General features: G+C 46.1%; 24 protein-coding genes and 1 tRNA gene. 10 read left to right on the top strand and 15 right to left on the bottom strand.

All coding sequences use genetic code 11. From position 1 onward, the window contains the following. Positions 1–24 precede the first annotated feature (24 nt). The 4 genes from QUB12_RS06505 to QUB12_RS06490 all read right to left on the bottom strand — a co-directional run bounded on the left by QUB12_RS06505 (position 25) and on the right by QUB12_RS06490 (position 3,640). Positions 25–315, bottom strand: coding sequence for a helix-turn-helix transcriptional regulator (locus tag QUB12_RS06505; protein WP_333300584.1), 291 nt, complete (start codon positions 313–315; stop codon positions 25–27). A gap of 22 nt (positions 316–337) precedes the next feature. Further along, positions 338–739, bottom strand: a complete 402-nt coding sequence (locus QUB12_RS06500) for a type II toxin-antitoxin system RelE/ParE family toxin (protein WP_333143809.1) — start codon at positions 737–739, stop codon at positions 338–340. Positions 740–909: 170 nt separating this feature from the next. Further along, on the bottom strand, positions 910–1,986 hold the full coding sequence (locus QUB12_RS06495; protein ID WP_333306042.1) for a branched-chain amino acid ABC transporter permease: 1,077 nt from the start codon (positions 1,984–1,986) through the stop codon (positions 910–912). A 259-nt stretch (positions 1,987–2,245) separates the two neighbouring features. Further along, positions 2,246–3,640 (bottom strand): branched-chain amino acid ABC transporter substrate-binding protein, encoded by a 1,395-nt coding sequence (locus tag QUB12_RS06490; RefSeq protein WP_333143811.1) that lies wholly within the window; start codon positions 3,638–3,640, stop codon positions 2,246–2,248. Positions 3,641–3,935: 295 nt separating this feature from the next. Between QUB12_RS06490 and QUB12_RS06485 the strand changes: the two genes are divergently transcribed. From QUB12_RS06485 to QUB12_RS06470, 4 genes are read left to right on the top strand one after another with little or no spacing between them, the layout of a single operon-like run. Beyond that, positions 3,936–4,232: a DUF1778 domain-containing protein gene (locus tag QUB12_RS06485; protein ID WP_333306040.1), complete on the top strand. Its 297-nt coding sequence runs from the start codon at positions 3,936–3,938 to the stop codon at positions 4,230–4,232. Further along, positions 4,223–4,735 (top strand): GNAT family N-acetyltransferase, encoded by a 513-nt coding sequence (locus QUB12_RS06480; RefSeq protein ID WP_333306038.1) that lies wholly within the window; start codon positions 4,223–4,225, stop codon positions 4,733–4,735. Before QUB12_RS06485 ends, QUB12_RS06480 begins: the two co-directional genes overlap by 10 nt. Before the next feature lie 39 nt (positions 4,736–4,774). After that, positions 4,775–5,122, top strand: coding sequence for a nucleotidyltransferase domain-containing protein (locus QUB12_RS06475; RefSeq protein WP_333306036.1), 348 nt, complete (start codon positions 4,775–4,777; stop codon positions 5,120–5,122). Beyond that, on the top strand, positions 5,100–5,456 hold the full coding sequence (locus QUB12_RS06470; RefSeq protein ID WP_333306033.1) for a HepT-like ribonuclease domain-containing protein: 357 nt from the start codon (positions 5,100–5,102) through the stop codon (positions 5,454–5,456). The genes QUB12_RS06475 and QUB12_RS06470 overlap by 23 nt, the downstream gene beginning before the upstream one ends. Before the next feature lie 142 nt (positions 5,457–5,598). Here the strand turns inward: QUB12_RS06470 and QUB12_RS06465 are convergent, their stop codons facing one another. The 5 genes from QUB12_RS06465 to QUB12_RS06445 form a co-directional block, all read right to left on the bottom strand. Next, positions 5,599–6,087 (bottom strand): hypothetical protein, encoded by a 489-nt coding sequence (locus QUB12_RS06465; RefSeq protein WP_333306031.1) that lies wholly within the window; start codon positions 6,085–6,087, stop codon positions 5,599–5,601. Between the two features lie 129 nt (positions 6,088–6,216). Then, positions 6,217–7,206, bottom strand: coding sequence for an AAA family ATPase (locus QUB12_RS06460; RefSeq protein WP_333306029.1), 990 nt, complete (start codon positions 7,204–7,206; stop codon positions 6,217–6,219). Next, positions 7,203–7,874 carry a nicotinamide riboside transporter PnuC gene (pnuC, locus tag QUB12_RS06455; RefSeq protein ID WP_333143817.1) on the bottom strand — a complete coding sequence of 224 codons (672 nt, stop codon included), beginning with the start codon at positions 7,872–7,874 and terminating at the stop codon, positions 7,203–7,205. Before pnuC ends, QUB12_RS06460 begins: the two co-directional genes overlap by 4 nt. 24 nt (positions 7,875–7,898) lie before the next feature. Further along, on the bottom strand, positions 7,899–9,350 hold the full coding sequence (locus QUB12_RS06450) for an NAD(P)/FAD-dependent oxidoreductase (protein ID WP_333143818.1): 1,452 nt from the start codon (positions 9,348–9,350) through the stop codon (positions 7,899–7,901). Between the two features lie 59 nt (positions 9,351–9,409). Continuing rightward, on the bottom strand, positions 9,410–10,654 hold the full coding sequence (locus QUB12_RS06445) for an RNA-guided endonuclease TnpB family protein (RefSeq protein WP_333143819.1): 1,245 nt from the start codon (positions 10,652–10,654) through the stop codon (positions 9,410–9,412). A gap of 29 nt (positions 10,655–10,683) precedes the next feature. On the opposite strand from QUB12_RS06445, the gene QUB12_RS06440 reads away from it, so the two are divergent. Beyond that, positions 10,684–10,833: a CopG family transcriptional regulator gene (locus QUB12_RS06440; RefSeq protein WP_333143820.1), complete on the top strand. Its 150-nt coding sequence runs from the start codon at positions 10,684–10,686 to the stop codon at positions 10,831–10,833. Positions 10,834–10,938: 105 nt separating this feature from the next. Here the strand turns inward: QUB12_RS06440 and QUB12_RS06435 are convergent, their stop codons facing one another. Further along, positions 10,939–11,970, bottom strand: a complete 1,032-nt coding sequence (locus QUB12_RS06435; RefSeq protein ID WP_333143821.1) for a glycosyltransferase family A protein — start codon at positions 11,968–11,970, stop codon at positions 10,939–10,941. A gap of 778 nt (positions 11,971–12,748) precedes the next feature. Between QUB12_RS06435 and QUB12_RS06430 the strand changes: the two genes are divergently transcribed. Together QUB12_RS06430 and QUB12_RS06425 are read left to right on the top strand one after the other, a co-directional pair. Then, entirely contained in the window at positions 12,749–12,898 is a 150-nt protein-coding gene (locus QUB12_RS06430) for a glycosyltransferase (RefSeq protein WP_333143837.1), read from the top strand. A gap of 24 nt (positions 12,899–12,922) precedes the next feature. Next, positions 12,923–13,618: a hypothetical protein gene (locus QUB12_RS06425; protein WP_333300587.1), complete on the top strand. Its 696-nt coding sequence runs from the start codon at positions 12,923–12,925 to the stop codon at positions 13,616–13,618. 289 nt (positions 13,619–13,907) lie between these two features. On the opposite strand, the gene QUB12_RS06420 is transcribed toward QUB12_RS06425, so the two are convergent. Further along, entirely contained in the window at positions 13,908–14,447 is a 540-nt protein-coding gene (locus tag QUB12_RS06420) for a Dps family protein (RefSeq protein ID WP_333108980.1), read from the bottom strand. Between the two features lie 757 nt (positions 14,448–15,204). On the opposite strand from QUB12_RS06420, the gene hetZ reads away from it, so the two are divergent. The 3 genes from hetZ (at position 15,205) to QUB12_RS06405 (ending at position 20,155) form a co-directional block, all read left to right on the top strand. Continuing rightward, entirely contained in the window at positions 15,205–16,386 is a 1,182-nt protein-coding gene (gene hetZ, locus QUB12_RS06415; RefSeq protein ID WP_333143822.1) for a heterocyst differentiation protein HetZ, read from the top strand. Beyond that, complete coding sequence (locus QUB12_RS06410) at positions 16,379–17,449, top strand: hypothetical protein (protein WP_333143823.1); 1,071 nt, start codon at positions 16,379–16,381, stop codon at positions 17,447–17,449. Before hetZ ends, QUB12_RS06410 begins: the two co-directional genes overlap by 8 nt. 342 nt (positions 17,450–17,791) lie before the next feature. Beyond that, entirely contained in the window at positions 17,792–20,155 is a 2,364-nt protein-coding gene (locus QUB12_RS06405) for a transglutaminaseTgpA domain-containing protein (RefSeq protein WP_333306027.1), read from the top strand. A gap of 281 nt (positions 20,156–20,436) precedes the next feature. Here QUB12_RS06405 and QUB12_RS06400 read toward each other — a convergent pair whose 3' ends face one another. The 4 genes from QUB12_RS06400 to QUB12_RS06385 form a co-directional block, all read right to left on the bottom strand. Next, positions 20,437–20,799 (bottom strand): DUF5615 family PIN-like protein, encoded by a 363-nt coding sequence (locus QUB12_RS06400; protein ID WP_333053246.1) that lies wholly within the window; start codon positions 20,797–20,799, stop codon positions 20,437–20,439. Between the two features lie 3 nt (positions 20,800–20,802). Continuing rightward, positions 20,803–21,165, bottom strand: a complete 363-nt coding sequence (locus QUB12_RS06395; RefSeq protein ID WP_445252043.1) for a DUF433 domain-containing protein — start codon at positions 21,163–21,165, stop codon at positions 20,803–20,805. Between the two features lie 224 nt (positions 21,166–21,389). Then, positions 21,390–21,471, bottom strand: a tRNA-Leu gene (locus tag QUB12_RS06390). Positions 21,472–21,779: 308 nt separating this feature from the next. Continuing rightward, the gene (locus tag QUB12_RS06385) at positions 21,780–22,490 is read right to left on the bottom strand and encodes a peptidoglycan-binding protein (protein WP_333306024.1); all 711 of its coding nucleotides are present in this window, start codon (positions 22,488–22,490) and stop codon (positions 21,780–21,782) included. Positions 22,491–22,572: the final 82 nt, after the last annotated feature.

Genomic DNA, 22,572 nt, shown 5'->3' with positions numbered 1-22,572 from the left:
GATCGCGCATACTCATTTCTTAATTTACGCACTACGCTGCTCAGTGCGATTTTCCTCAAGGGCGATCGGGATCAGTTGAACCTCCAATCGCTGATTGAGCGCACGTGCAATTTTTTGCAGCATTAAAAGCGAGTGTTCCTCATACTCAGCATCTTCAAGCTCCGCAATCACCGAATGTTTTGTCCCAATGCGATCGGCAAGTTGCTGTTGGGTCAATCCTGCTTGCGTCCGAGCACGATAAATCAGTTGTGCAAGTTCTGCATTGAAAGAGGATTCTTTAATCATTTCCTCCATTTCAGGATCTTCAGAGGTCATTTGTTGAAGGATCTTCAGTGCATCATTCGTCTTCGCCATCTTCTGTTTCCTCCACATAGGTATGAACTGCTGGATTGGCTTCAAATTGAGCCTTTTGCTGAATTGCCCGCTCAATCTCTGTATCAGGGACTCGATCCTCATCTTTTGTGATGGCATGAGCCAAAATTGCTACATTCTGCCCATTAAAGAAGTACAAAATGCGATACTGCACTCGGAGATGCTTTGCCCGTAATTCATAAATTCCGTCACGCAGGTAATCTGCCACAGGTCGTCGTAACTCGTAACCTGTACTTGCTAGTTGTTGAATTCGCGCAACACAGTTGGCATAGCCTTTGCGATCGTGCTTCAGGAGTATCTTAAGCCATTCCAGAACTGGAGCCGCGCCTTCTCGATCTTGATAAAAAATAACTTTTGTTTCGGGCACAGTTTTCGACCCTCGTCATCCACATTTACTTTATCACAATATTGCTATAATTAGCAGATTTGGTGATGCGAGGCAGAGCCTCTAGACATCAGTTCCCAAGCCGACCCTGGGAACCAGTTAAATTGCTTGAATTATCTTGTTTGACATATTCCCCTTTTTCCATTTCCCAATTAAACCTTTTCCTGAACATTTTCTCCCAACAAACCCCCAGGCCGAAAAGCCAAAATCACCACCAAAACCCCAAACACCCAAGCATTAGTCCAGCGGCTCGACAAATACTGATCGCTCAAAGACGAAAGCAACCCAATCAAAACCCCCCCCAACATCGCCCCGACAATATTGCCAATTCCCCCCAAAACTGCTGCCGTAAAAGCCCTCAAACCCGCCGTAAACCCCATCGTAAAAACAATAGTATTGTTGTACAGACCAACCAGAATCCCCGCCGAACCCGCCAAAGCTCCCCCAATCAAAAAAGTCAGAGCAATAATCTGATCCACATTAATTCCCATAATTTTAGCAGCATCCCGGCTTTGAGCAGTTGCCCGCATCGCCTTTCCCAGACGAGTGTATTGCACAAACACATGAAGCAAAACCATCAATACCACCGCCACCACCAACACAATTAAATCTTTCGTAGTAAATACAATACTCGTTTGAATTCCCAAAGCTTTGAAAATATCAACTCGCGGCAACAAATCGGGAAAACTTTTCGGCGCAGCAGAATTAGAACCCATCACCGGAATAAAAGCTTTCAATCCTCCCCAAAACAGCCCCATATTTTGGAAAATAAAAGAAACTCCAATTGCCGAAATTAAAGGAGCTAAACGAGGAGCATTTCGCAAAGGTCGATAAGCATACTTTTCCACAACAATATTCAACCCAGCACAAAACACCGAACATACAATTAAAGCAACTAACATCACCGGTATAGCAATAGCCAAAGGTGCGCCATCTTGCATCCCAAAAGCCCCGAACACGGTTAGGGAAGCAAAAGCACCCAACATATACAAGTCGCCGTGAGCAAAATTGATTAACTCAATAATGCCATAAACCATAGTGTAACCCAAAGCAATAATTGCAATCAGCGCGCCGTTAACAAGACCAACTAATAATTGTTGGATAAAAACTTCGGGATTGCTGACTATTTCACCAACTATTTTTGGCAAATCAAATCCTGCGAGCGGGCCTAATAGCAAAACTATATAAACTACACCTACATATAAGAGAATACTTTTCCAGTTTTTCATAATTATTCGTAATGGGGAATTGGAAATTGGGCATTAGGAACATTCATTCTACTCGTTTCTAGGCAGATATTAGAAACGCGGATTCGGAGGCTCTACCTCCAATTTTTCGGATCGGAAAGCCCAGCCGGCCAAGAGTGACATTGGTTCCTAGGCTCTGCTTAGGAACCAGTTAAAATCACTACTGACAACAGTCAACAGCCAACAGTCAACTGACAACAGTCAACAGTCAACTGACAACAGTCAACTGACAACTGACTAATTATTCCGTCTTGAGCGCATTCACGAACTCCCACTTGCCACCTTTAACCACATTTCCTGACATTGTAGTCAAGCTCGTGTCGCCGTTGGTGTCAAAACTCCAAGTGCCGAGTACCCCGTTAAAGTCTTTAGTTGCCAAGACAGCTTCGCGGATAGCAGCGCGGTCATTTTTGCAAACTTTATTAATTGCGCCGATCGCAACTTTAGCAGCTTCATAGGCATAAGCTGCATAAGCTTCCGGTTCAGCATTATATTTTGCCTTGTAACTTTCGTACCACTTCGCGCCCGCACCAGTCAATTCTTGAGGAGGCAAGCCACCAAAAGTAGCGTAAATTCCTTCGGCATCTTTGCCCGCCGCGTCAATTAAAGCTTGCTCTTTAATGCCGTCGGGCCCCATGAACTTAACTGCATCAGCCGCCATCCCAACATTTCTCATGTCTTTAATTATTTGTCCGGCGTTGCTCTGAGTAGTGCCACCGAAGTAAATCATGTCGGGATTTAAAGCTTTGATCTTATTCATTAACGCCTTATAGTCGCTAGCTTTAATATCAATTCCCTCTCTTCCGAGGACTTGAATTCCCAACTTTTTAGAAGTTGCTTCAAAAACATCAGCGATGCCTTTGCCGTAGAGTTCTTGGTCGTCGAGAATGTAGACTTTTTGTACGCCTAAAGATTTCGCCCAGTTGCCAGCTACAGCCCCTTGAAGGTCGTCAGCGGGGACAACGCGGGTGAAATTACGAGTGCCAGCGGGATAATAAACGTTGGGTTCTTTGGCTTCGCCTTTTCCTGGTTTAGTCAGTCCCGGATAAGTGTTGGCCGGACTGATCATGACGATGTTAGCTTGGTTGAGCACGGGAATGGAAAGTTTGGCGGCACCGGAGTTATAGTGACCGATGACGGCAACTACCGAAGCGTCAGCGACGGCTTTGTTGGAGTTCGAGGTTACTTGGGCGGGGTCCCATTTGCCGGCCGCGGCGGTGGCGTCATCGTAAACTTCGTATTGGATTTGGATTTTGCCGTCGCAAGCTTTGGAGTTGGTTTCGGCGAGGGCTTGTTGGATGCCGTTGACCATTGTTTGAGCTTGACCCAAGGCGCTGCCTGTCATCGGCAGCATGGAGACAATTTTGACAGTATTTGGGTCTCCGGGGCTGCTGACTGCGACGGGAGTGGCTGCAGGACTGGTTCCGGGGCTGCCTCCGGGAGTTGTGGCGGTGGGTGCTTGAGGATTTTGACAGCTAGCGCACAGAGAGGCTATTCCGGCGGCAAAAAGTAATTTCCGCAATCCTCCGACGCCGAGATTGTGTGTTGAGTTGATTTTTGGGGATGTGGCACTTTTGCCCCCTGACTTCTGGGAAAACTTCATAGGTTGGTTCGTTTGTTGCTTGCGTCTTAGCATATTTTCACTGTTTTAAGTATGTAGTCAAGGGTTAGCACAAGTTTAAAAAATTTGTGTCAACTATCAAAAACAGACCTAGAAAGGCAACATCAGGACTTAGGCCGAGCGATCCTGTATCAGCGGCGGCGGGGGCTGCCCGTACAATGCGTGAGTTCACGATTCCCTCGCGGTTAACTAGATCCGCGATCGCAGATTTCAGTATATGTGTTGACATTGTGTATACAAAAAATTAGCATATAAATATGCTAGGGCTACTAGCTCAAATTACTACTGTGTCTAGCCAGAGGTAACTGTTATGCACCCGCCAGCATCTGAAGAATCAGTCAGCCAGACCCGCGATGTGACAATCAACATTCGAGCTAAGCCGAATCAACGCGCTGTAATCGATCGCGCGGCCCAATTACAGGGAAAGAGCCGATCGGAGTTCATGCTTGAATCAGCTTACCAAAAAGCTCAAGATGTGATTCTAGACCGCTGTTTTTTTGGGTTAGATGAACTTAAATTTAAGCAATTTTTGGCCCTGCTGGATGCGCCGCCGACGCCAAATCAGAAGCTAAACGCATTACTAAAAACAAAATCTCCGTGGGATTAGATCGAGATTTAGGCCAACTCTGCCCGCCTGAAAAACTGAACTCGTTACATCAAATTGAGACCTTTGATTCAGGCAACAGTCAATTAGATGAATGGCTCAAGCGCCGCGCTCTGAAAAATGAGTCAGAGGGGGCTTCACGGACTTATGTTTTGTGCGATCGCCAAGCAGTCATTGCGTACTATTGTCTTGCAAATGGAGCAATAGCACAAACTACTGCAACGGGTAAAGTCCGGCGCAATATGCCCGATCCGATTCCTGTTATGGTGATTGGACGGCTTGCCTGCGATCGGGATTGGCAAGGCCTCGGCATCGGACGTGCTTTGCTGCGGGATGCAATTCTTCGCACTTTGCAAGCTGCTGAGATTGCAGGGATACGGGCAATTCTCGTACACGCTATCTCCGAAGATGCGAAGCAGTTTTATCAGAAGTGCGGGTTTACTGTTTCGCCGATCGATCCGATGACTCTCATGGTGAAAGTTAGCGATGCCATTGCTTCACTTTAACTCAGACGTTAGTTGCTCTCGTTGGAGGTTTCCTCGCGCATGATTGAGTTGCAATCGGATTTAGAATATGTAGTGAGCGATCGCCTAAAAGTTTCTTTAGATGCGATCGCACAATTTTGCCAGCGCTGGAACATTATCGAGTTTGCCCTGTTTGGCTCGGTGCTGCGGGATGATTTTCGCCCTGATAGCGATGTGGATGTATTAGTTACTTACGAGCCATCCCACCGCCTCACGCTGTCTCATTTATTGAGTATGCAGGAAGAGATAGAGGATTTATTTCACCGTTCTGTAGATTTGGTGGAAAAAAAGCTGTTAGAAAATCCCTATCTGCGATCGAACATTTTGAAAACCTATCGAGTGATTTATGCAAGCCAACGATCGGGATAGTGTTTCACTTTGGAACATGGCGCAGGCAATCCGTCGGATTCAAGAGTTTACGGCGGATGCTTCTTGCGACACTTACCTGGAAAGTGTTTTTATGCAAAGTGCCGTAGAGCGGCAGTTGGGGATTTTGGGCGAAGCAGCTCGCAGAGTTTCGATCGAGTTTCAGCAGTTTCATCCCGAAATTGATTGGCGAAATGCGATTAACTTACGCAATATTTTAGTTCACCGTTATGACCAAGTGAGACCAGAAGTTATTTGGAATATTGTTACAAGTGTTTTGCCTGGTTTACTCGTGCAATTAGAGGCATTACTGCCACCGTTAGCTGATGATACTTGATATCATGCCCGGTCAAATTCCTCCGCTTAGCGCTTGAGGGCGATCGATCCGGTTTGTAGTGAGGACTTTAGTCCGCAGGATCGAAGGACTTTAGTCCTCACTACAAACTAATCTTAATCGATATCATTCAATCGGACATCAACTACGGTAGCTCACCTAATTTTTGAGTAAGAATCGCTACAGCCACTTCGTAATCCTTTCCGAGGAGGTAAGCGAAATGATAATAGCTGGCAAGATAGAAATCGCAACCAAACTTCTGATAGCGATCGCATATCGCCAGAAATCCATAACGGGCATCGCTGGGCTTTGTGAACCAATCACGATGGTAAGAGTCCTGAAGAAACAGGGTGAGTGTCTGTTGGTCAGCACTCGGAATCAATCGAATGGGATGGATGCAGGCATGGTGCGATCGCGGCACTGGCAGCAGCAGGTTATACTCTTGGACTGTGAGAAAATCTGCCAGACTATCTTCGGATATCTCAAAGTAGGATTCCTGCGGTAACTTGAGAAAATGATGCCACGCCATCCAAAATTCGTGTTTGCTGTCAAATCCTGGATCGATATCTAATCGCCACTGTCGATCCTGACATAAATCATCGAGAACATCTTGGGGCAAATCCGTGAGTTTCATGAATCGTTTCCCTGCAATCCTTTTAATCGCCTAGTTCGACTATTCTAATAGATATCTAGAGAAGCAAGAGATATTTCAAAAGAGCGATCGCCCGCAAATAAAAGGTGCGCGCTCGCACTCCACTTATTCCTAATTCTCTAGCTCCTTTAACGGTTCAAACACCAACACTGAATCGATCGCTCCAATTGCCTCCGACATTCGCAACTCATGCGTTCCTCCCACAGTAATATACCGCTTTCCTTTATTCTGAAGAACTTCCACAAACTGTTGGTGCATACTCATTCGTAAATGTTCGCTTTCTCGCGTTCCATCCTGAACAAACCCGAAATCCGGCTGAGTCAAAATATACAAATCGTAGCGGCGGCTGTCTGCAATTTGCTCGACCGTTGGGTGCTCCGAACCAAGGTAACGTTTGTGCCAAATACAAGTAGCTAAAGAATCTGTATCGCAGATAACGACTTTGTTAGCGCGAGTAGCAATATCGTCTTCTATAGCAGCTTGTTTCTTGGCAATTTCTACAAATTCATAGCTGTCCCAAATTTCAGGATCGGGCGAATATTGCCTGCCTTCCCAGTAACACCTGCCGTATTCGGGAACCCAAGCAGTTTGGTAGTGCTGTGCGAGCGATCGTGCCAGGGTAGTCGTGCCACTCGATTCTACACCCAGCACGCAGACTCGTTTGGCAAAGTAAGCCTTGGCTGGGGGAGTCAGCATTTGCCAGTGTTCGGCTAGGTGCGATCGCAATTGCGTGCCAGAAATCGGGAATTTGAGCCGTTCGCGATCGACTGCACAGTGTTGAGATCCCATCAGTTTTGCCCAAGGTTCGCCGTAATCTTCTGAAGAAAAAGCGATATCGGGTTTTCGCCCAGAAAGCACCTCAAGAGTCCTCTGAGCCCAAGGTTCGGGGGCTTCCGGCAAATCGTCGAGCACTTCGATAACTTCTGCATCGGGATGCAAAAACCGAATCCAGTCGGCTCTAACGCTTCCTGCAACTGCTTGATTTGTTTTATAACAGGCGAGAACGATTAAACGGTCAACCTTTTTTTTAGCTTCTCGAATTAAGTAGTCGTGTCCTTTGTGGAAGGGGTAAAATTTGCCTACAGTAACACCGAGTATCATAAAGATTGCTGCTGTTTTAACTTTTGTTCCGAGTAAATCCGCTGAAAATTTTGCAGTCCGAAAATTGCCATTAAGCAAAATATCGCGTACAAAATACTCGTCAGATATAGCCCGCGCGAGGCATACAAGGGAACGTAAATCGTGTCTGCAACAATCCACAAATACCAGCTTTCGAGATAGCGTTCCATCAGATACAACTGGGCGATCGCGCTTAAGATGGTGGTCAGGGCGTCCCAAAATGGTGCTGCACCGCCCAAATATACTAATACTGTTCGCAAGCCAAATACACCAACTGTAACGAAGACTGCGGTGAGGATGAGCCAGCGTTGGTTTATGCGAGATACAGGTTTTTCTGTGCTGTTTTCGCCACCCCGCAGCCAAATATAAATTGCTTGGAAGCTCGTGATCAAATAGAAGGATTGAAGCGCAACTTCGCCGTACAGTTTAACTTGATAAAACACCGCAGCGTAGGCGATAACTCCGATTAAGCCGATCCACCAGCCTAGGGGATTGTTTTTAGCAAGCAGCCAAACGCTCCAAGCAGAAGCGATCGCGGCTATCGCTTCGATTAAGTCGAGTTGGATAGGGACAAACCACTGCACTGAAAGCAGGAGCACGAAGATGCTTGCTGCGAAGCCGATTAAGTTTGGCAGATTCGCTTTTTTCATGGCCATCCCTATCCCGTCGGCTGGCTATATTGACTGCGAAATCAAATCCGAATCACTTTTTTCTTTTGAGCGATCGACACTAAAATCTTCATAGTACGATCGCTCAGTATTCACATCCCACAAATCGTGCTTTTCGCCGAGAATATTTCTCACAGCCAGCATCCCCGTCAGCATGGAATGGTCTTGGTTGTTGTATCGGTGCATACCGTTTCGCCCGATCGTCTGCAAATTCTCAAATCCCTTCAAAAAACCTTCAAGTACCTGCAAGTGTCCTCGATATTCCCCATCATAAACGGGATAAGCTTTAAGTTGCCGTATGACAACTCCATCTTGCACCTCAGCAGTTGTTGCTAACCCCAAACCCACCAACTCGCGAGTTGCTAATTCGATAAGTTCCGCGTCCGACATTTCCCAAATCTCATCGCCTACGCTACAGAAATATTCCATTCCTAAACAACTTTTGCTGGCGTCTGGAACTAAAGCGGCGCTCCAATTCTTAAAGTTTTGAATGCGTCCAACTTTGACTTCGGGGGAGTGAATGTAAATCCAGTTGTCAGGAAACAAATCCTTGCGATCGACAATCAGCGATACAATCAAAAAATCTCGATATTTGAGCGATCGCGCGGCGTGCAATACCTCTTCGGGGGGCTGCGGTTTCATTCTTGCTACCAGCGCCGATATCGGCATACTCGTAATGAAATTATCAGCAGAATATTGAACTAATTCTCCGTTTTGCTCCGCAGTAATACTTTTAATCGTATTACCTTCACGCTCAAAGCTAATCACTTTAGTATCGAGATAAACCTTGCCGTCTTTATTCTCCACAGCTTCCGCGAACTTTTCCCACATCATCCCCGGCCCCAAAGCTGGATAATCAAACTCTTTGATTAATGTTTTAGTGTCGTTGCTACCAAACAAAGCATTAATAATTGCTGTTGTCAGCGACAATCCTTTAATCCGCTGCGCCGCCCAATCTGCTTGAATTTCTGAACAGGGAATTCCCCAAACTTTTTCAGTGTAAGTCTTAAAAAATGTTTTGTACAAGCGTTCCCCAAAACGATTGATCACCCATTGTTCAAAAGTTTTTTCTTCCGTAAGTGGCCAAATTCTCACTTTCAGATAGCTCAAAATAATGAGCGTACTCTCAATTATCCCCAAATTAAAGAGAGTATTGAAGGCACTGATTGGATAGTTAAAAAATTTACCTCGATAAAAAATTCGCGACAATCGTGGCACTTTAATAAACTCATTTCCCAGTACCTCTTGCCACAACTGCTGCACGGCTTCAACTTTAGTATAAAAGCGGTGGCCGCCAATGTCGAAACGATAGCCTTTGTAGGTTTCTGTGCGAGCTATTCCCCCAACTTTATCACCTTTTTCTAGTACAACAGGGATGATGCCTTGCTTGACTAGCTCGTAAGCTGCCGTCAAGCCCGCAGGGCCTGCACCGACGATCGCAACAGGATAATGTTTCACTCAGCCTACCTCCAGCTTTTTTATCCAAACTATACAGTTATTTATAACTTTTGACATCCTCACCGACTATCAGGTGCGGTGATTCCCGACAGGTCAAACAAACTGAGTTGAATGAACTCCGGGCGGGTTGACGCTTCAACGGATGCGGCTAACTTGGCGCTAGTCTTACGCTTCCTCTGCAATCCGTTTTGAGTCTCCGAATGCCCTCCGGCGACTTTAATATTTACCGCTGCATTGATATCGCGGTCGTGGCTTGCTCCACAGAATAGACAATTCCACTCACGAATAGATAGCTCCTTCTTGCCACCAATCTCGTTACAACACGAGCAACGCTGGCTGGTAGGTTCCCATCTACTAATGATGCGAAATTCACGCCCATACTTTTGGGCTTTTCCTTCTAGAAATGTTCTGAACTGTCGCCACCCTAAATCGCTAATTGCGCGGGATAACTTACGGTTCTTGACCATGCCTGCGACATTTAAATCTTCCAGAATTACCGCTTGGTTTTCGCGGATTAATCTGGTTGATAACTTATGCAGAAAGTCTGTTCTTGTATCCTTAAGCTTGGCGTACTGTCTGGCTCTCCGTCGCTGTGCCTTCTCGTACCGCTTAGAGCCTCGCTGCTTTCTGGCTAGGTTTTTATCTAATCGCCTCACACGCTGAATACGCTTTTTCAGTGGCAGGAGTGCATCTACTTTTTCACCAGTGCTTAATGTGGCAAAGGTGGCTATGCCCAGGTCAACCCCCACGCTGTTTTCAGTAGGTGGTAAAGTTTCTGGCCCAATCTCCACGACGAAGCTGACAAAATAGCGGTGGGCTGCGTCTCTAATCACTGTGACCGAGCTAGGCTCAGACGGGAGAGGACGCGACCAGACTACATCTAATTTGCCTATCTTGGCAAGATAGAGAGAATCATTTTGCAGCTTGAAACCAAAGGTAGTAAACCGTGCAGACTGTGCAGCCCGACGCTTCTTAAACCGTGGTGGCTTAACAGCTTTTCCCTTACGCTCTCCCTTACATGATTTAAAGAAGTTTTGGTACGCCTGTTCTAAATCATTGAGCGATTGTTGCAGAGGTACGTTAGAAACCTCCGTTAACCATTCTCTTTCTGCTACCTTTTTGGCTTGGGTTATAAATTGCTTCTGTAATGCAGCATTGCTCGGTTTCTTACCTCCTGCCCGATATTCAGCATTGCAGTGAGCCAGTCCATCATTCCAAACCACACGCACACACCCGAACAGTTTAGCGAGTGCCAACTGCTGCGAGGGTGTGGGGTAGACGCGAAAACGATAACGTGCTTTCATAATAGTATTGTATCCTATTACGGACGCGAATGGCAAGACAAAACACTTTTAAAGTAAGGCTTACAGATGAGGAACTAGGCTGGCTCCAAGCTTATGCCGAGAGCAAACAAATAACTACCGCTGAAGTAGTGAGACAATATATCCAAAAACTCAAACCAAAAGAAAAGTCGCCCGCTTAGTGCGAGGCTTGTATCCCATTATTTCCGGTAACAGTGATAGATTCACCCGTGAATACCCTGAGAAACGATCGATCGACCTGATGTTTAAGCACAATTGGCCTTGATTTATTGAGCGGACACCGGCAAACTAACTTTGCCAGTCACAGGCTTTTTTTGGTATAAGTAGCGACCCGTGCCGATCGCGAATGCCAGTCCGCTGTAAAAGTAGAAAAGCCAGTGCCACGGAATTGTTTTCAGGGCAAATAGGATACCGTGTTTACGGTAAAAAAATCGGTAAAGCGGTGCATTAATTGCTACCAGCGGTATTGCGAGCAAACCAGCCAGTAGCAGAAAGCTCAGGGACCAGCACGTCCCCAAAATTGCCAGCACCACTGCATAAGTTAAAATCACGCTGATGCGGTTTGAAACTTGCAAGTTGAGGTCGTTATTCAATTGGCGATCGCGCCAAATCAGTTCTGTCCAAGGCAGCGCTCGGTAGAAAAAGTCAGCTTTCACCATCCCCATAGGTTTCCACCGCTTTAAATGCTTCACCTGCAATGTTTTGCACAGCCGAATGTTATAACCTGCTTGTTTCAAACGGTAGCCGAACTCAATATCTTCGATCGAAGCTTGGCGGTAACTCTCATTAAAGCCGCCCATCTGCAAAAAAATTTCCCGGCGAATCACTCCGCAAGCGCCCCAAAAAGTCGAAGCTTCTTCGTTACCTGTTTGGTGCACGTAGTGGTGCAGCAAGTTCCTGTACTGCGATAGAAAATCAGGATCTCCGGGAGCATCGTCGTAAGAGCCAATGAAAGCAGCTAAGTAGGGATTATTTTTGAACACCGATATCGCATAGCCCACAGCTTCTGGACAAACAGCGACATCAGCATCCACAAAAAACAGAATATCTCCCTTTGCAGCTTGGGCACCCAAATTCCTTGCCCGCGCTGGCCCCCCGCATTCGGGAATCCTGATGACTTTGGCGCCGAATTCCTTGGCTAGACGCCAGGAACCGTCGCTTTCGCCATCTGCTACTACAATAATCTCGATCGGCCTGGGCACAGTTTGAGCCAGTTTTGACAAACAGGTGCGGAAGTAAGAGCCCCCGTTGTGGACTGGGATAATAACGGATACAGTGGGGTCGGCGGTAGAAATCATTACCTAAAGTGTTTAAATTGCAGGGGCTAAAATTTGCTGGAATTTTATTGGTGCTACTTTACGAAGGGTAAATCAGCTCTACTTTTTTATTTATAACTCGATTTCTGTTTGTCTTCAACTAGATTTTTTGCTGGTATTCTCGATTTGATTTTCCCCATTCTTACCTCTATTTTACGCCATATCTTGCTGAGACTGACCTGATGTAGACAACAGCTTTACAAAATCTTTAAATATATCATTGTTTGTGTAAAGTTGGGAAAAAGCCCCAGCAGCATTTGGGTGCGGCTCTGTTGGAATGCACAAGACTTTGATTTTATAAGTAGGCACACCGTATAAAATCAAACATCGTTTATACGGATACCCGCGAACTCTCAGGACTGGCGCCGTACAATTTCTTTTACAGACCTCATCCGTGAGTGACTCCTGCACAAAGTATCGATCGCGACTGGGGACTCAACGCACACTTTATGACTTTTGGCAATATATTTTAAATATACGCCTTAAAATTTCCCCCGCTGTACGATCGAGCTTTAGTAATTTGCTAACATACCCTTAGCTAGCTCCCTTTGAACTAAAACTTTTACCTAAACCATTTTTTATATTACATGAACACCTCCCAAAATACTTTAAATCAGCCATTAGTTTCAGTCATCATACCAGCTTTCAACGCTAAAAATTTTATGGCTAAAACCTTAGAGTCTGTCTGATATCAAAATTATCAAAACATAGAAGTTTTAGTAGTTGACGACGGCTCTACAGATACAACACAACAGCCGAAATCGTCCAATCTTTTGCTCAAAAAAATAGCCGATTCAGCTTATTCCACCAGTCAAATACTGGCGTCGCCGTCGCTCGCAACCTAGCAATTGACAAATCAAAAGGCGAATATATTGCTCCCATCGAGACCGACGATATTTGGTATCCCTAAAACCTAGAAAAACAAGTTAACTGCCTGAATTCCTCAGCACCATCTGTCGGAGTTGTCTATTCCTGGTCACTTGATATCAACGAAAAAGACTTACTCACAGGTGGATTTTACAACTCCACCATCGAAGGAGAAGTATACAAAGCTTTAGTTTATAAATATTTTATGGGTAATGCTAGCTCATCTCTGATCCGCCGCATTTGTTTCGAGAGAGTCGGCGGTTACAATTGCCAATTGAAAGCCGAAAACGCCCAAGGCTGCGAAGACTTGGAACTTTTTCTCCGCATCGCTGAGCATTATCAATTTAAAGTAGTGCCAGAATTTTTAGTTGGCTATCGGCAGATTGCCAGCAGTATGTCTAGCAACTATGCAGCAATGGCAAAATCTCACTCTCTAATTATGGCAGATGTCCGGCAGCAACATCCCGAAATTCCTGCCAATATTTATCGCTGGTCTAACAGCAGTTTTTATATATACAATTTAGCCGTTAAAAGCAACCGTAACGGCAAGCATCGCAGTACATTATTCTGGCTATATCGAGTTTTTCCAGAAGATTCATTGATGACTCTTTTACGCCATAATTTGTATGTGCTGTCAATAGAAAGTATAGTAAAAATAATATTTCCACCGCCAACTAAGTCTGGGTTAGAGTTAAAACAAGCATCAGAATCGAGTGAAGGGACGACACTTGCTAGGATTGAGACGCGAAGGAAAGTTCACTGAATGTTGCCGTCGAACGTAGACGAAAGAATGCGATTCAATAGTTTAGGAAATCGAAAATCTACATAAACCCAACATTGAAAAACCCGGTTTTTTGAATAAACCGGGTTTTTGAGGAAGCTAGAGGGCGTTTAATTCTGCCTGGTTGGTCTGTCAAGAACCAGGAAAAAGGGTTAAATAAAAGAATTTTAATTTTCCATTCTTCCTTCTTCCGACTTCCATCGAACTGACATCCGTTACATCCGTTAGAGAATCCGTTACCGAACTTCCTTCTTCCTTCTACTTAATCTTTCTAAGCGTGAGAAGCTGTAGGAGTTTTAGCTTGTGGGTGCTGGCCGTCTGGCGCAAGGGATTCCCCCTCAATAAACGATCGCAACATCCAAGCCATTTGTTCGTGCTGTTCCATCAAACCAGTCAAAAAGTCTGCGGTTCCGTCATCCTTAAACTCTTCACCGCACTGTTCGACGTGTTGGCGGAGATTGCGAATAATCAATTCGTGGTCGTCAACTAAACGCGATACCATTTCCGTAGCCAAAGGCAAATCGCCGATATGTTCTTTAATCGAGCCATACTTCAGAAAACCCTCAGCAGTACCAATTGGATAGCCACCTAAAGTTCTGACCCGTTCGGCCATAGCATCGATATTTAGTGTTAAGGCCTGATAGTGTTCTTCCCACAACTGGTGGAGCGATCGAAACTGCGGGCCCACTACATCCCAGTGATACTTTTTGGTTTTGATTAACAGCAGATAAGCATCTGCCAGGTCGTGATTCAATAGTTCGATAACGCCTGCACGTTGCTCGTCCGATAAGCCTATGTTTAACTTACGCATTGAAAATTTTTCCTTCAACTCTAACTTTACATTTATTAGAACAAATTACGCCAGCAACTTACATCAACCCAGAGGACGATCGAAGACGATCGCACTTTCGTAAAATATCTGCATTTCAGGTTAAATTAATCGCAATATAGATACCCTTAGATAGATGCCATGAAACTTATTGTTCTGGAGTGCCTTTGTTTGGCAAACACAGGGATGGGGCAACCGATGAGTCCCCGCTCAATCGGGCTATACAAAAAGGCTGCACTATGATTGTTAGTAAAAATCAAGGAATTTATGTCCCAGTTAACCAACATCCCACACAATTAAGTGTGTGGGCTGCTTTAAATGACGGGCTAGGGGACTGGGAATTAAATATAACCGTTTCTAACCCTTGACCCCATCTAGTAGACCGAATGAGAGAACCTGTTTGCTCGCTTCACCTTCAGGAAGACTTGCGCTGCTGTGACAACCACAGCACGCTTGCCGAAGGTATCAACGACAGTGTAGCGTTTTGGGCCCCCATGAAGGCTTTGTCAAACCCGACACTCTGATGAACCATCGTTATGGCAACTGTTTAAACCTGTTTCTTAACGGATGGCGCCTCCAGGACAGATTAAAAAAAGCAGTCCTCTGTGTTTGCGCGAAGGAGGAGATAGAGGACGTTGCAGTTTGTCCTATCTGGGGAATACGCGGTAAAGTAGCAGTAGGAAAGATTTATCCATACTTTTACTAACTGTGGTACTTTCATTGTTAGCTGTAAACCATCATGCGGGAAATCTGCCAGAGCGTGGAAACCATATTTCAACTGCTGTTAGACGAACTTAAAAAGTCCACTCGCGCGTCTGAGCAGAACTGCCAAGATGTAGCAGGGCGACTCGCAGCAGAAGTCAACAGGATATGCACTGAAAGCCAGCGGATTCAAGCCTCTGGAGATATAGAAGGTTCAGCCCAGAGCCTCGCTCAGCACCGCTTGCAACAATGCCTCCACTATTACAATTTAGGCTCTGGGCCCGGTAGAGTAGAATTACACAGTACCCTCAGCGCGATCGTCTATCGCTACATAACCCCTCCGCAGGTGCAGTCTAGCTATCAGGCGCGAGTAGAACTGATCAAAGATTTTTTGCAAGGATTTTATCTGGAAGCTTTAAAGGCATTCCGGCGCGAAACCCAACTGCCACCCACCTACAGTCCCCGCACTCGCTTAGAACTAGCAGAGTACATGGCCTTTGTAGAGCGCTTTGGCAAGCGGCGCATTCCTTTACCTCGGAACCGCAGCCAGCAACTAATTATTTTACGGGCCCAAACCTTTTCCCAGCAGCAGCCCAAAGAAACCTCCGTAGATATGGAACAAGCCGCCGACGGAGGCGCTTCAGATTCCGACCAAACTTGGAACGACACCTCGGTGCACTCGGTGCGGGAAGCGATGGCCGGACAGGGTTCGGCGGCAATTCGTCCCCAAGGCGACGAGTCAGAATCTCTGCGGCAAAAGGTGATTGACGAATTAGTCGCCTACTTGAAAGAGCGCAACCAACAAGAATGTGCCGATTACTTCGTGCTGCGCTTGCAAGACTTGCCGACTAATGAAATAGAGTCGCTTCTGGGCATAACTCCCCGCCAAAGAGACTATTTGCAGCAGCGCTTCAAGTACCATTTGCTCAGGTTCGCCATGTCGCACCGCTGGGAACTCGTTCACCAGTGGCTGGAAGCAGACCTCGATCAAAATCTGGGTTTGCTGCCTTCTCAGTGGCAGGCGTTTGGCGAGCAAATTGGTCCAGAGGGACAGCGTTTGCTAAAGTTGAAACAACAGGGTCTGTCAGAGTCAGCGATCGCCCAAACCCTGGGTAGCACGGTAGCCCAGGTACAGAAGCGGTGGTTTAAATTGCTGGAACTTGCGTGGGAATTGCGAAATCGTTCAGATTCCGGAGAAGGGGCATCTAGTGATGAATAACGAAACGAACAGGGATGCAGAGGCTTTCGATCGCCATTTTTTAGACTGGATATTGCAGGCGCCGATCGCGAATGCCTCTAGCGAAGATGAGGAAAACCTCAATCCATCCCCTCGCTCACAAGAGTGGGGCGATACAGAAGAGAATTCCGGGGTGGAATACTGGGAATGGGACGAACCAGACCCGCTGGACTATCAAGTGGGGGCGCACAGCAATGCACCCGCACAACCGCTGACAATTGGAGAAATACCGACCGTGCAAGACCGTTTTCAGACCTTGTTAAAACAAAGGCTTAGAGCCGAAATTGAATCTAACCCGCCGCTGTTCCCCTGGGAAACAGAATTCAAAAGCTACGACCACGATTACCCAGACGAGGTAGCCCCGCAATGGGTTCCCCCCCTACACATCTGGACTCCCCAACTACAAAATATCAGGTGGGGCCGCCTGCCAATTCCGATCGCCCAAGGGGTTTTTGCTCAACTGCTAGAACCTTGTCAGGAACTGGTAATGTCGTCGCTGCGGCAAGGATCGAAGTTAGTTCGCGCTGTAGATGGCTTATTTCCGGGCCATTCTCACGAACTCAACGAATTAGCTGGTTTAGTGCTCCGAGGTGCTTTACGGGGACTTCTAGATTTAGAAGATTTCCCGAATTACGAAGTGGCGAGTACCGATCAACAAATGGTGCTGTCGCTGTTGGCCGCCAAGGAAATCATTGAGTCTCTAACTCTCGATTGTCATGTGAATCAGCCGCCGATTTCGCGCGAGTGGCTTACTGCTTTGGGTTCGCTGACTCTGGAGGCTCAATACCTGTCGAACCCCAACAGAGAACAGCCAATGCCGTGTTTAAGAGTTGAGTGCCAATTTCCGGGGGCAGGAAGTTTGGAACTCAAGGGAGGAGATGCCGAAGCAACTGCACATCGTCCGAATTCGGGGCATTTAAGTGTGGAGTTGTTTGACCCGCAACCTAACAAGACTTATGCCCTAGAAGTTCGATTCCAAAACTTCGAGACCCGACCTTTGATGTTTGCTATTCGTCCAATTTTGGCAGGACAAGATAGCAACTAGAAAGGCCTAATTAGAGTAAATAAGGTAGGTGTTTACTCTCTGGTTTGACCTCACACAAAAACAGATGCAATCCCTCGACTTCTGTCGTGGAAAGCCAAAAAAATTAGATATTAGTTCAAGCCCCCAGATTCATCTGTGGATTCAATCTAAAATCTAATGACAGAGAAATAAGATTTAGATATTAGTTAAAATCCAGATTTATCTGTGGATTCAATCTAAAATCTAAAATCTAAAATCGTTTGACAGGGAAATAAGATTTAGATATTAGTTAAAACCCAGATTTATCTGTGGATTCAATCTAAAATCTAAAATCTAAAATCTAAAATAGTTGGATGGGTGCACATGACAACTGATAACCTGCGAAATATACCTGTGTTGGGTAAGCTGTGGGAGCAGATTGAGGCCATGCCTCCGCCGGTGATTGAGGATTCTTTACTGCTGCGAATCCTAGTTCAGTTGTTGGTGATTGTGGGAATTGTAGCTACTGACGTTGCTGCTGAAGAAGCCCTGAACCTGTGGGCTGTGCCTGTTAGTATTGTGGGAGCAACTTGGAGTTGGTACCGCCGCCGCGATCGCAATGTAGCTGCTAAGTTCTGCATAGCTATTGGAATGCTGGTGGCGCTGTTCGCTTTTTTTAGCCGCTTGGTGGGAGAATTGAATGATACGCGGTTAGTTTTGGCGCAACTGTTAATCCAACTTCAAGTGCTGCACAGTTTCGATTTGCCCCGCCGCAAGGATTTGGGCTATTCGATGGTAATCGGGCTAATTTTGTTAGGGGTAGCAGCGACTCTCAGCCAAACCTTGACTTTTGCGCCGCTGTTGTTGGTGTTTTTGGCTTTAGCGCTTCCGACTTTGGTGTTGGATTATCGATCGCGCTTGGGATTTTTGAAGCCAGAAGCCATTGGCGAAAAAGCACAAGATAAAGGGAAAAAAGAAAGCCTGTCGCTATTTGCTGCTACTTTATCCCCAAAGTATTTTGGTTGGCTGCTGCTGATAACTGTCGGGTTGGGGCTGACTATTTTTGCGTTTTTGCCGCGCCTCCCTGGCTATCAGTTGCGGACTTTTCCGGTGAGTGCTCCTATTGAATATCAGGGGGAGTTTGACTCGCGCAGCATTCTGAATCCGGGGTATGTTAGAGGGGGCAATGAAAAAGGAACTGGCGGAGGAAGGGGGAGAAACCCCGACTCTGGGCCAGGAGAGGTAGACTCTACTTTTTATTACGGTTTTAACCAGCGCATTAATCAAAATTTGCGGGGTGAAATGAAACCTCAAGTCGTGATGCGGGTGCGATCGCAGGCTGCGGGTTTTTGGCGAGTATTAGGCTTTGACAAATACACCGGTCAGGGTTGGGAAATTTCTCGCAACGAACAAGCTCAAAAGCTGAATAGACCTAGATGGTCTTATCAATTTTATCTGAATCCTTTTCCGAATGCGCCTCGGACTCAAGAGGTGATTCAAAGTTATACTATTGTTGCTCCAATGCCGAATTTGATTCCGGCTTTAAACAAGCCGAAGGAACTTTATTTTCCGAGTCCAGAGGTGGCCATTGATGCGGAGGGGGGTTTGCGAGCGCCTGTGGAATTGGGAGACGGGGTGACTTATACGGTGATTTCTAATGTGCCTTTTCGCGATCGCTCTTTGTTGGGGAAAACTGGTACTAATTATCCGAAAAATATTCGCAACTTCTATTTGGATGTGCCGCCGAAAATTGCCCAGAAGGTGCGAGAAAAAACTGAAGAAATCTTGGCGGCAAGAACTAGAGTAGCTCAGTCGGACAGACCGATCGATTCTCCTTACGAAAAAGCTTTGTATTTGGCTCAATATTTAAAGCAAAATCCGAATTACAAAATAGAAAAAGCTTTGCCTTACTTAGAAGAAGGTGAAGATTTAGTCCAGGCTTTTCTGTTTGGCTACAAAAACACTCAGGACGGCAAAAAAGTTACAGGTGGATATCCAGACCACTTTTCGACGGTATTGACCATTATGCTGAGGTCGATCGGGATTCCGGCGCGGCTGGTGGGCGGTTTCGATACGGGGGAATTCAACCCGTTTACTGGTTACTATGTTGTGAAAAATACCGACGCTTTTTTGATGACGGAGGTATATTTTCCCAATAATGGCTGGTTTGCTTTTAATCCGATTCCCGGTTATCCGCTGATTCCGGCTTCGGTGGAAGACAACCAGACTTTTAGTGCGATCGAATCGTTTTGGAAGTGGATCGCGGGTTGGCTACCGACTCCTCTCAGAAGCGGGCTGGATTCAGTTATAGGTTTTCTAATTGGCTGGATAAGTTTGATTGTGGGCTGGTTTCTGGGACAGTTTTCTAGGGGCTGGGTGGGGTTATTTACTGGTTTGATTGCTGCGATCGGCTTTGGCTTTATTGGCTGGTTAATTTGGCAAGTGTGGCGCAAGTGGCGCCACCGCCGCTGGCTGGCGAAGTTGCCGCCGGTGGAGGGGGTTTATCAGGAAATGCTGAAGGATTTGGCGAGTAGGGGTTTTGCCAAGCAGAAAGCTCAAACGCCTTTGGAGTATGCTGAGGCTATGCGCGGGAATCATGCAACTGATGAAGCTGAGGTGATTGATGAAGTTTCGGAAGCTTACGTGCGCTGGAAGTATGGCGGGGAAGCGGGTAATTTGAGTCAGTTGCGGGGGTTGGTGGAAAATTTGAGACGATCGCACTTGAAGAAACTGAAAAAGTTAAGATAAAAATCGGCGACGGAAATTGCTTCTACACAAATAGGAGTTACGGAGAAAAACCCAAGAAACCGGGTTTTTCCGGTTTCTACGGCTGCATGGCGTCTTCTGGGCAAAAACCCGGTTTCTGGTCACCCGCGCATAATCTGATGGCGATCGCAAAATTTTCACTCTTAATACAGCCTCACCCTTTCAATCATCCGTTTGATGAGCAACAATGAGGCGATCGATTTCTTGGTGGTGGCGATCGTAATAACGCCAAGCATTCTCTAGATCGCGATCGGAGTGTGGATTTATGTTAAGGGGAGATGAATGATTCGGTCTTGGTATTCGTTATCAAACGAACCATCAACAATCAAAATCAATTCCTCAATATTTTGCCCAATACTTAAATCTTGATTCAAAACGAAAATCCCTGGAATATGACAACCTTTAGCCAGATGATCTACCAAATGCACGGGCATTGACTTGCGATTATTTGTCACCAAAATAAAGCTATGCTCCTCACACCACACCAAAATCTCCGGATCGAGGGTGCTTTTTGGGGGTGTACCAATTTCACCCACGGCCCAAACTACTAAATCGGGGCGTTTCCGGCGAAGCTGTGTAGCATAAATGGGCGTAACATTCTCATCCATCAAATATTTAAGTGCCATTCTTCAAGCACCCTGGATCGCGGTTTGCCTTTCCCGTTCCGCTTTCAATTTTCGCAATCTTTCTGCTGCAGGATGGGGATTTGCTGCTTGCATTTTTCGCGGCTGATGCGACCACTCCAACCAATCTTGCAAATATCTACTTACTGATTCTTGATTTTTTAAATAATACAAAATAGTCGTATAAACTTCTGCTAAACTGAGAGAAGGATAGAGTTGGTGAATTTCTTCTGCGGTGCGTTCCCGATAAATATACTCATACAGTACCGTCTCAATCCCGATGCGATGTCCTTTAATACGAATATCATCCGGTGCTAAGAAATCAAAATACTCATTAAGTCCCATATCTAAACTTCCTGTTTTAGCCATCTACTATTCTACTCGTTATCAGGAATCCCTTGATTCGCCCGATCGGCATCATCAGAAGTTAAAACATCACAGTCAAGGGTATGCAAATGCTCGAACATTGCGATGATCGCACAGAGTGTTTTGATCGACCGCCTTACTCGCAAGAGTCAGCGAAACATGAGCAAAAAACGGGATTCTTGGTTCAATTAACCTCCAACCCTTGATTTATAAAGTATTAGATAGTATGCGGATAAAAGGACTTGAACCTTCACTCCTCTCGGAACCAGAACCTAAATCTGGCGCGTCTGCCAATTCCGCCATATCCGCATTTTGACATTCAACTACTATAGCACACAACAGAGCGATCGGTCAAGCGATTTTAGATTTTAGATTTTAGATTTTAGATTGAAGGAAGCGACCCACTGATAAATCCGCAGGCTGATGACCACATAGCCCAATCGATTTTAGATTTTAGATTTTAGATTTTAGATTGAAGACAGCGCCCCACTGATAAATCCGCAGGCTGATGACCAAATTGCTCGATCGCTCAACATCGAGAAACCCGGTCATTTTGGGACACCGGGTTCAATCATGAGTTATCGCCACAGCAATTTTCCGTATTTTTCACTCGTCGCTTACTTTTGGCCCAGCGCCTTCCAGGTTGTGTCGTCCACCATGCCGCTAGCCGTCAAACCCTTATTCTCCTGAAAGTTCTTGACAGCCGTAGCAGTGCGAGCGCCAAAAATGCCGTCGATCGGGCCCGGATCGTAACCCTGCATTTCCAAACGCACCTGTAGCGTTTTCACCTTGGAACCGACAGCCCCTTTATTCAGAAGAGTTGGAGGATTACCCGGAACAGCAGCATTGCTCAGAATTGGAGCATTGCTCTGCACAGTTTCAGGAGCCGACGCTGGATCTGCTGCTAAAGCTGTCCAAGTTTCTTTATCCACAATGCCATCTGCGTTCAAACCCTTAGACTGCTGAAAAGCACGAACCGCCGATGTAGTGCGAGAGCCATAGGTACCGTCGATCGTCCCCACCTTGAAACTGTGCACCTGCAAGCGCTGCTGTATGGCTGCAACTTCTGGCCCGTCAGCACCCGCCGAGATAGTTTTTTCCTTTTTCACTGGCGCCTGGTCGCCCGCGTAAAAAGGCTTGTTAAACATATCTGCTTTGGACTTTCCCTCGGGCGATGCTGACGCACCCGGATCGGCGGGAGCCGTAAAGTCTCGGCGGTACTCTTCCTGCACCAAGGGTTCGGAGTCGAAAGCAGCAGTTGCCTTTCGGGTTAAGCCGGGAGCGAGCAGAGCGATCAAGCTGAAAATCGTAACAGTAGTCACACGCATAAATTTCATCCTGTTGGTAAGGTTTGACAAGGTTTCCCTGTTTTCATGTTTCTAAATCTAATTGTATTACCCGGACAGCTTT

The organism is Microcoleus sp. B7-D4, assembly GCF_036705125.1.
Taxonomy (GTDB): Bacteria; Cyanobacteriota; Cyanobacteriia; order Cyanobacteriales; family Microcoleaceae; genus Microcoleus.
Note: the sequence above shows the minus strand (reverse complement) of the source record. Positions and strands in the feature narration are given on the sequence as shown.

What these genes read in the sequence shown, in the direction of transcription:
- QUB12_RS06475 (WP_333306036.1), top strand. Translation starts at nt 4,775, where the DNA reads ATGATTGAGTTGCAATCGGATTTAGAATATGTAGTGAGCGATCGCCTA.
- QUB12_RS06410 (WP_333143823.1), top strand. Translation starts at nt 16,379, where the DNA reads ATGAATAACGAAACGAACAGGGATGCAGAGGCTTTCGATCGCCATTTT.
- QUB12_RS06395 (WP_445252043.1), bottom strand. Translation starts at nt 21,165, where the DNA reads ATGGCTAAAACAGGAAGTTTAGATATGGGACTTAATGAGTATTTTGAT.
- QUB12_RS06445 (WP_333143819.1), bottom strand. Translation starts at nt 10,654, where the DNA reads ATGAAAGCACGTTATCGTTTTCGCGTCTACCCCACACCCTCGCAGCAG.
- QUB12_RS06435 (WP_333143821.1), bottom strand. Translation starts at nt 11,970, where the DNA reads ATGATTTCTACCGCCGACCCCACTGTATCCGTTATTATCCCAGTCCAC.
- pnuC (WP_333143817.1), bottom strand. Translation starts at nt 7,874, where the DNA reads ATGAAAAAAGCGAATCTGCCAAACTTAATCGGCTTCGCAGCAAGCATC.
- QUB12_RS06400 (WP_333053246.1), bottom strand. Translation starts at nt 20,799, where the DNA reads ATGGCACTTAAATATTTGATGGATGAGAATGTTACGCCCATTTATGCT.
- QUB12_RS06440 (WP_333143820.1), top strand. Translation starts at nt 10,684, where the DNA reads ATGGCAAGACAAAACACTTTTAAAGTAAGGCTTACAGATGAGGAACTA.
- QUB12_RS06485 (WP_333306040.1), top strand. Translation starts at nt 3,936, where the DNA reads ATGCACCCGCCAGCATCTGAAGAATCAGTCAGCCAGACCCGCGATGTG.
- QUB12_RS06495 (WP_333306042.1), bottom strand. Translation starts at nt 1,986, where the DNA reads ATGAAAAACTGGAAAAGTATTCTCTTATATGTAGGTGTAGTTTATATA.
- QUB12_RS06490 (WP_333143811.1), bottom strand. Translation starts at nt 3,640, where the DNA reads ATGCTAAGACGCAAGCAACAAACGAACCAACCTATGAAGTTTTCCCAG.
- QUB12_RS06405 (WP_333306027.1), top strand. Translation starts at nt 17,792, where the DNA reads ATGACAACTGATAACCTGCGAAATATACCTGTGTTGGGTAAGCTGTGG.
- QUB12_RS06460 (WP_333306029.1), bottom strand. Translation starts at nt 7,206, where the DNA reads ATGATACTCGGTGTTACTGTAGGCAAATTTTACCCCTTCCACAAAGGA.
- QUB12_RS06385 (WP_333306024.1), bottom strand. Translation starts at nt 22,490, where the DNA reads ATGCGTGTGACTACTGTTACGATTTTCAGCTTGATCGCTCTGCTCGCT.
- QUB12_RS06465 (WP_333306031.1), bottom strand. Translation starts at nt 6,087, where the DNA reads ATGAAACTCACGGATTTGCCCCAAGATGTTCTCGATGATTTATGTCAG.
- QUB12_RS06505 (WP_333300584.1), bottom strand. Translation starts at nt 315, where the DNA reads ATGACCTCTGAAGATCCTGAAATGGAGGAAATGATTAAAGAATCCTCT.
- QUB12_RS06470 (WP_333306033.1), top strand. Translation starts at nt 5,100, where the DNA reads ATGCAAGCCAACGATCGGGATAGTGTTTCACTTTGGAACATGGCGCAG.
- hetZ (WP_333143822.1), top strand. Translation starts at nt 15,205, where the DNA reads ATGCGGGAAATCTGCCAGAGCGTGGAAACCATATTTCAACTGCTGTTA.
- QUB12_RS06420 (WP_333108980.1), bottom strand. Translation starts at nt 14,447, where the DNA reads ATGCGTAAGTTAAACATAGGCTTATCGGACGAGCAACGTGCAGGCGTT.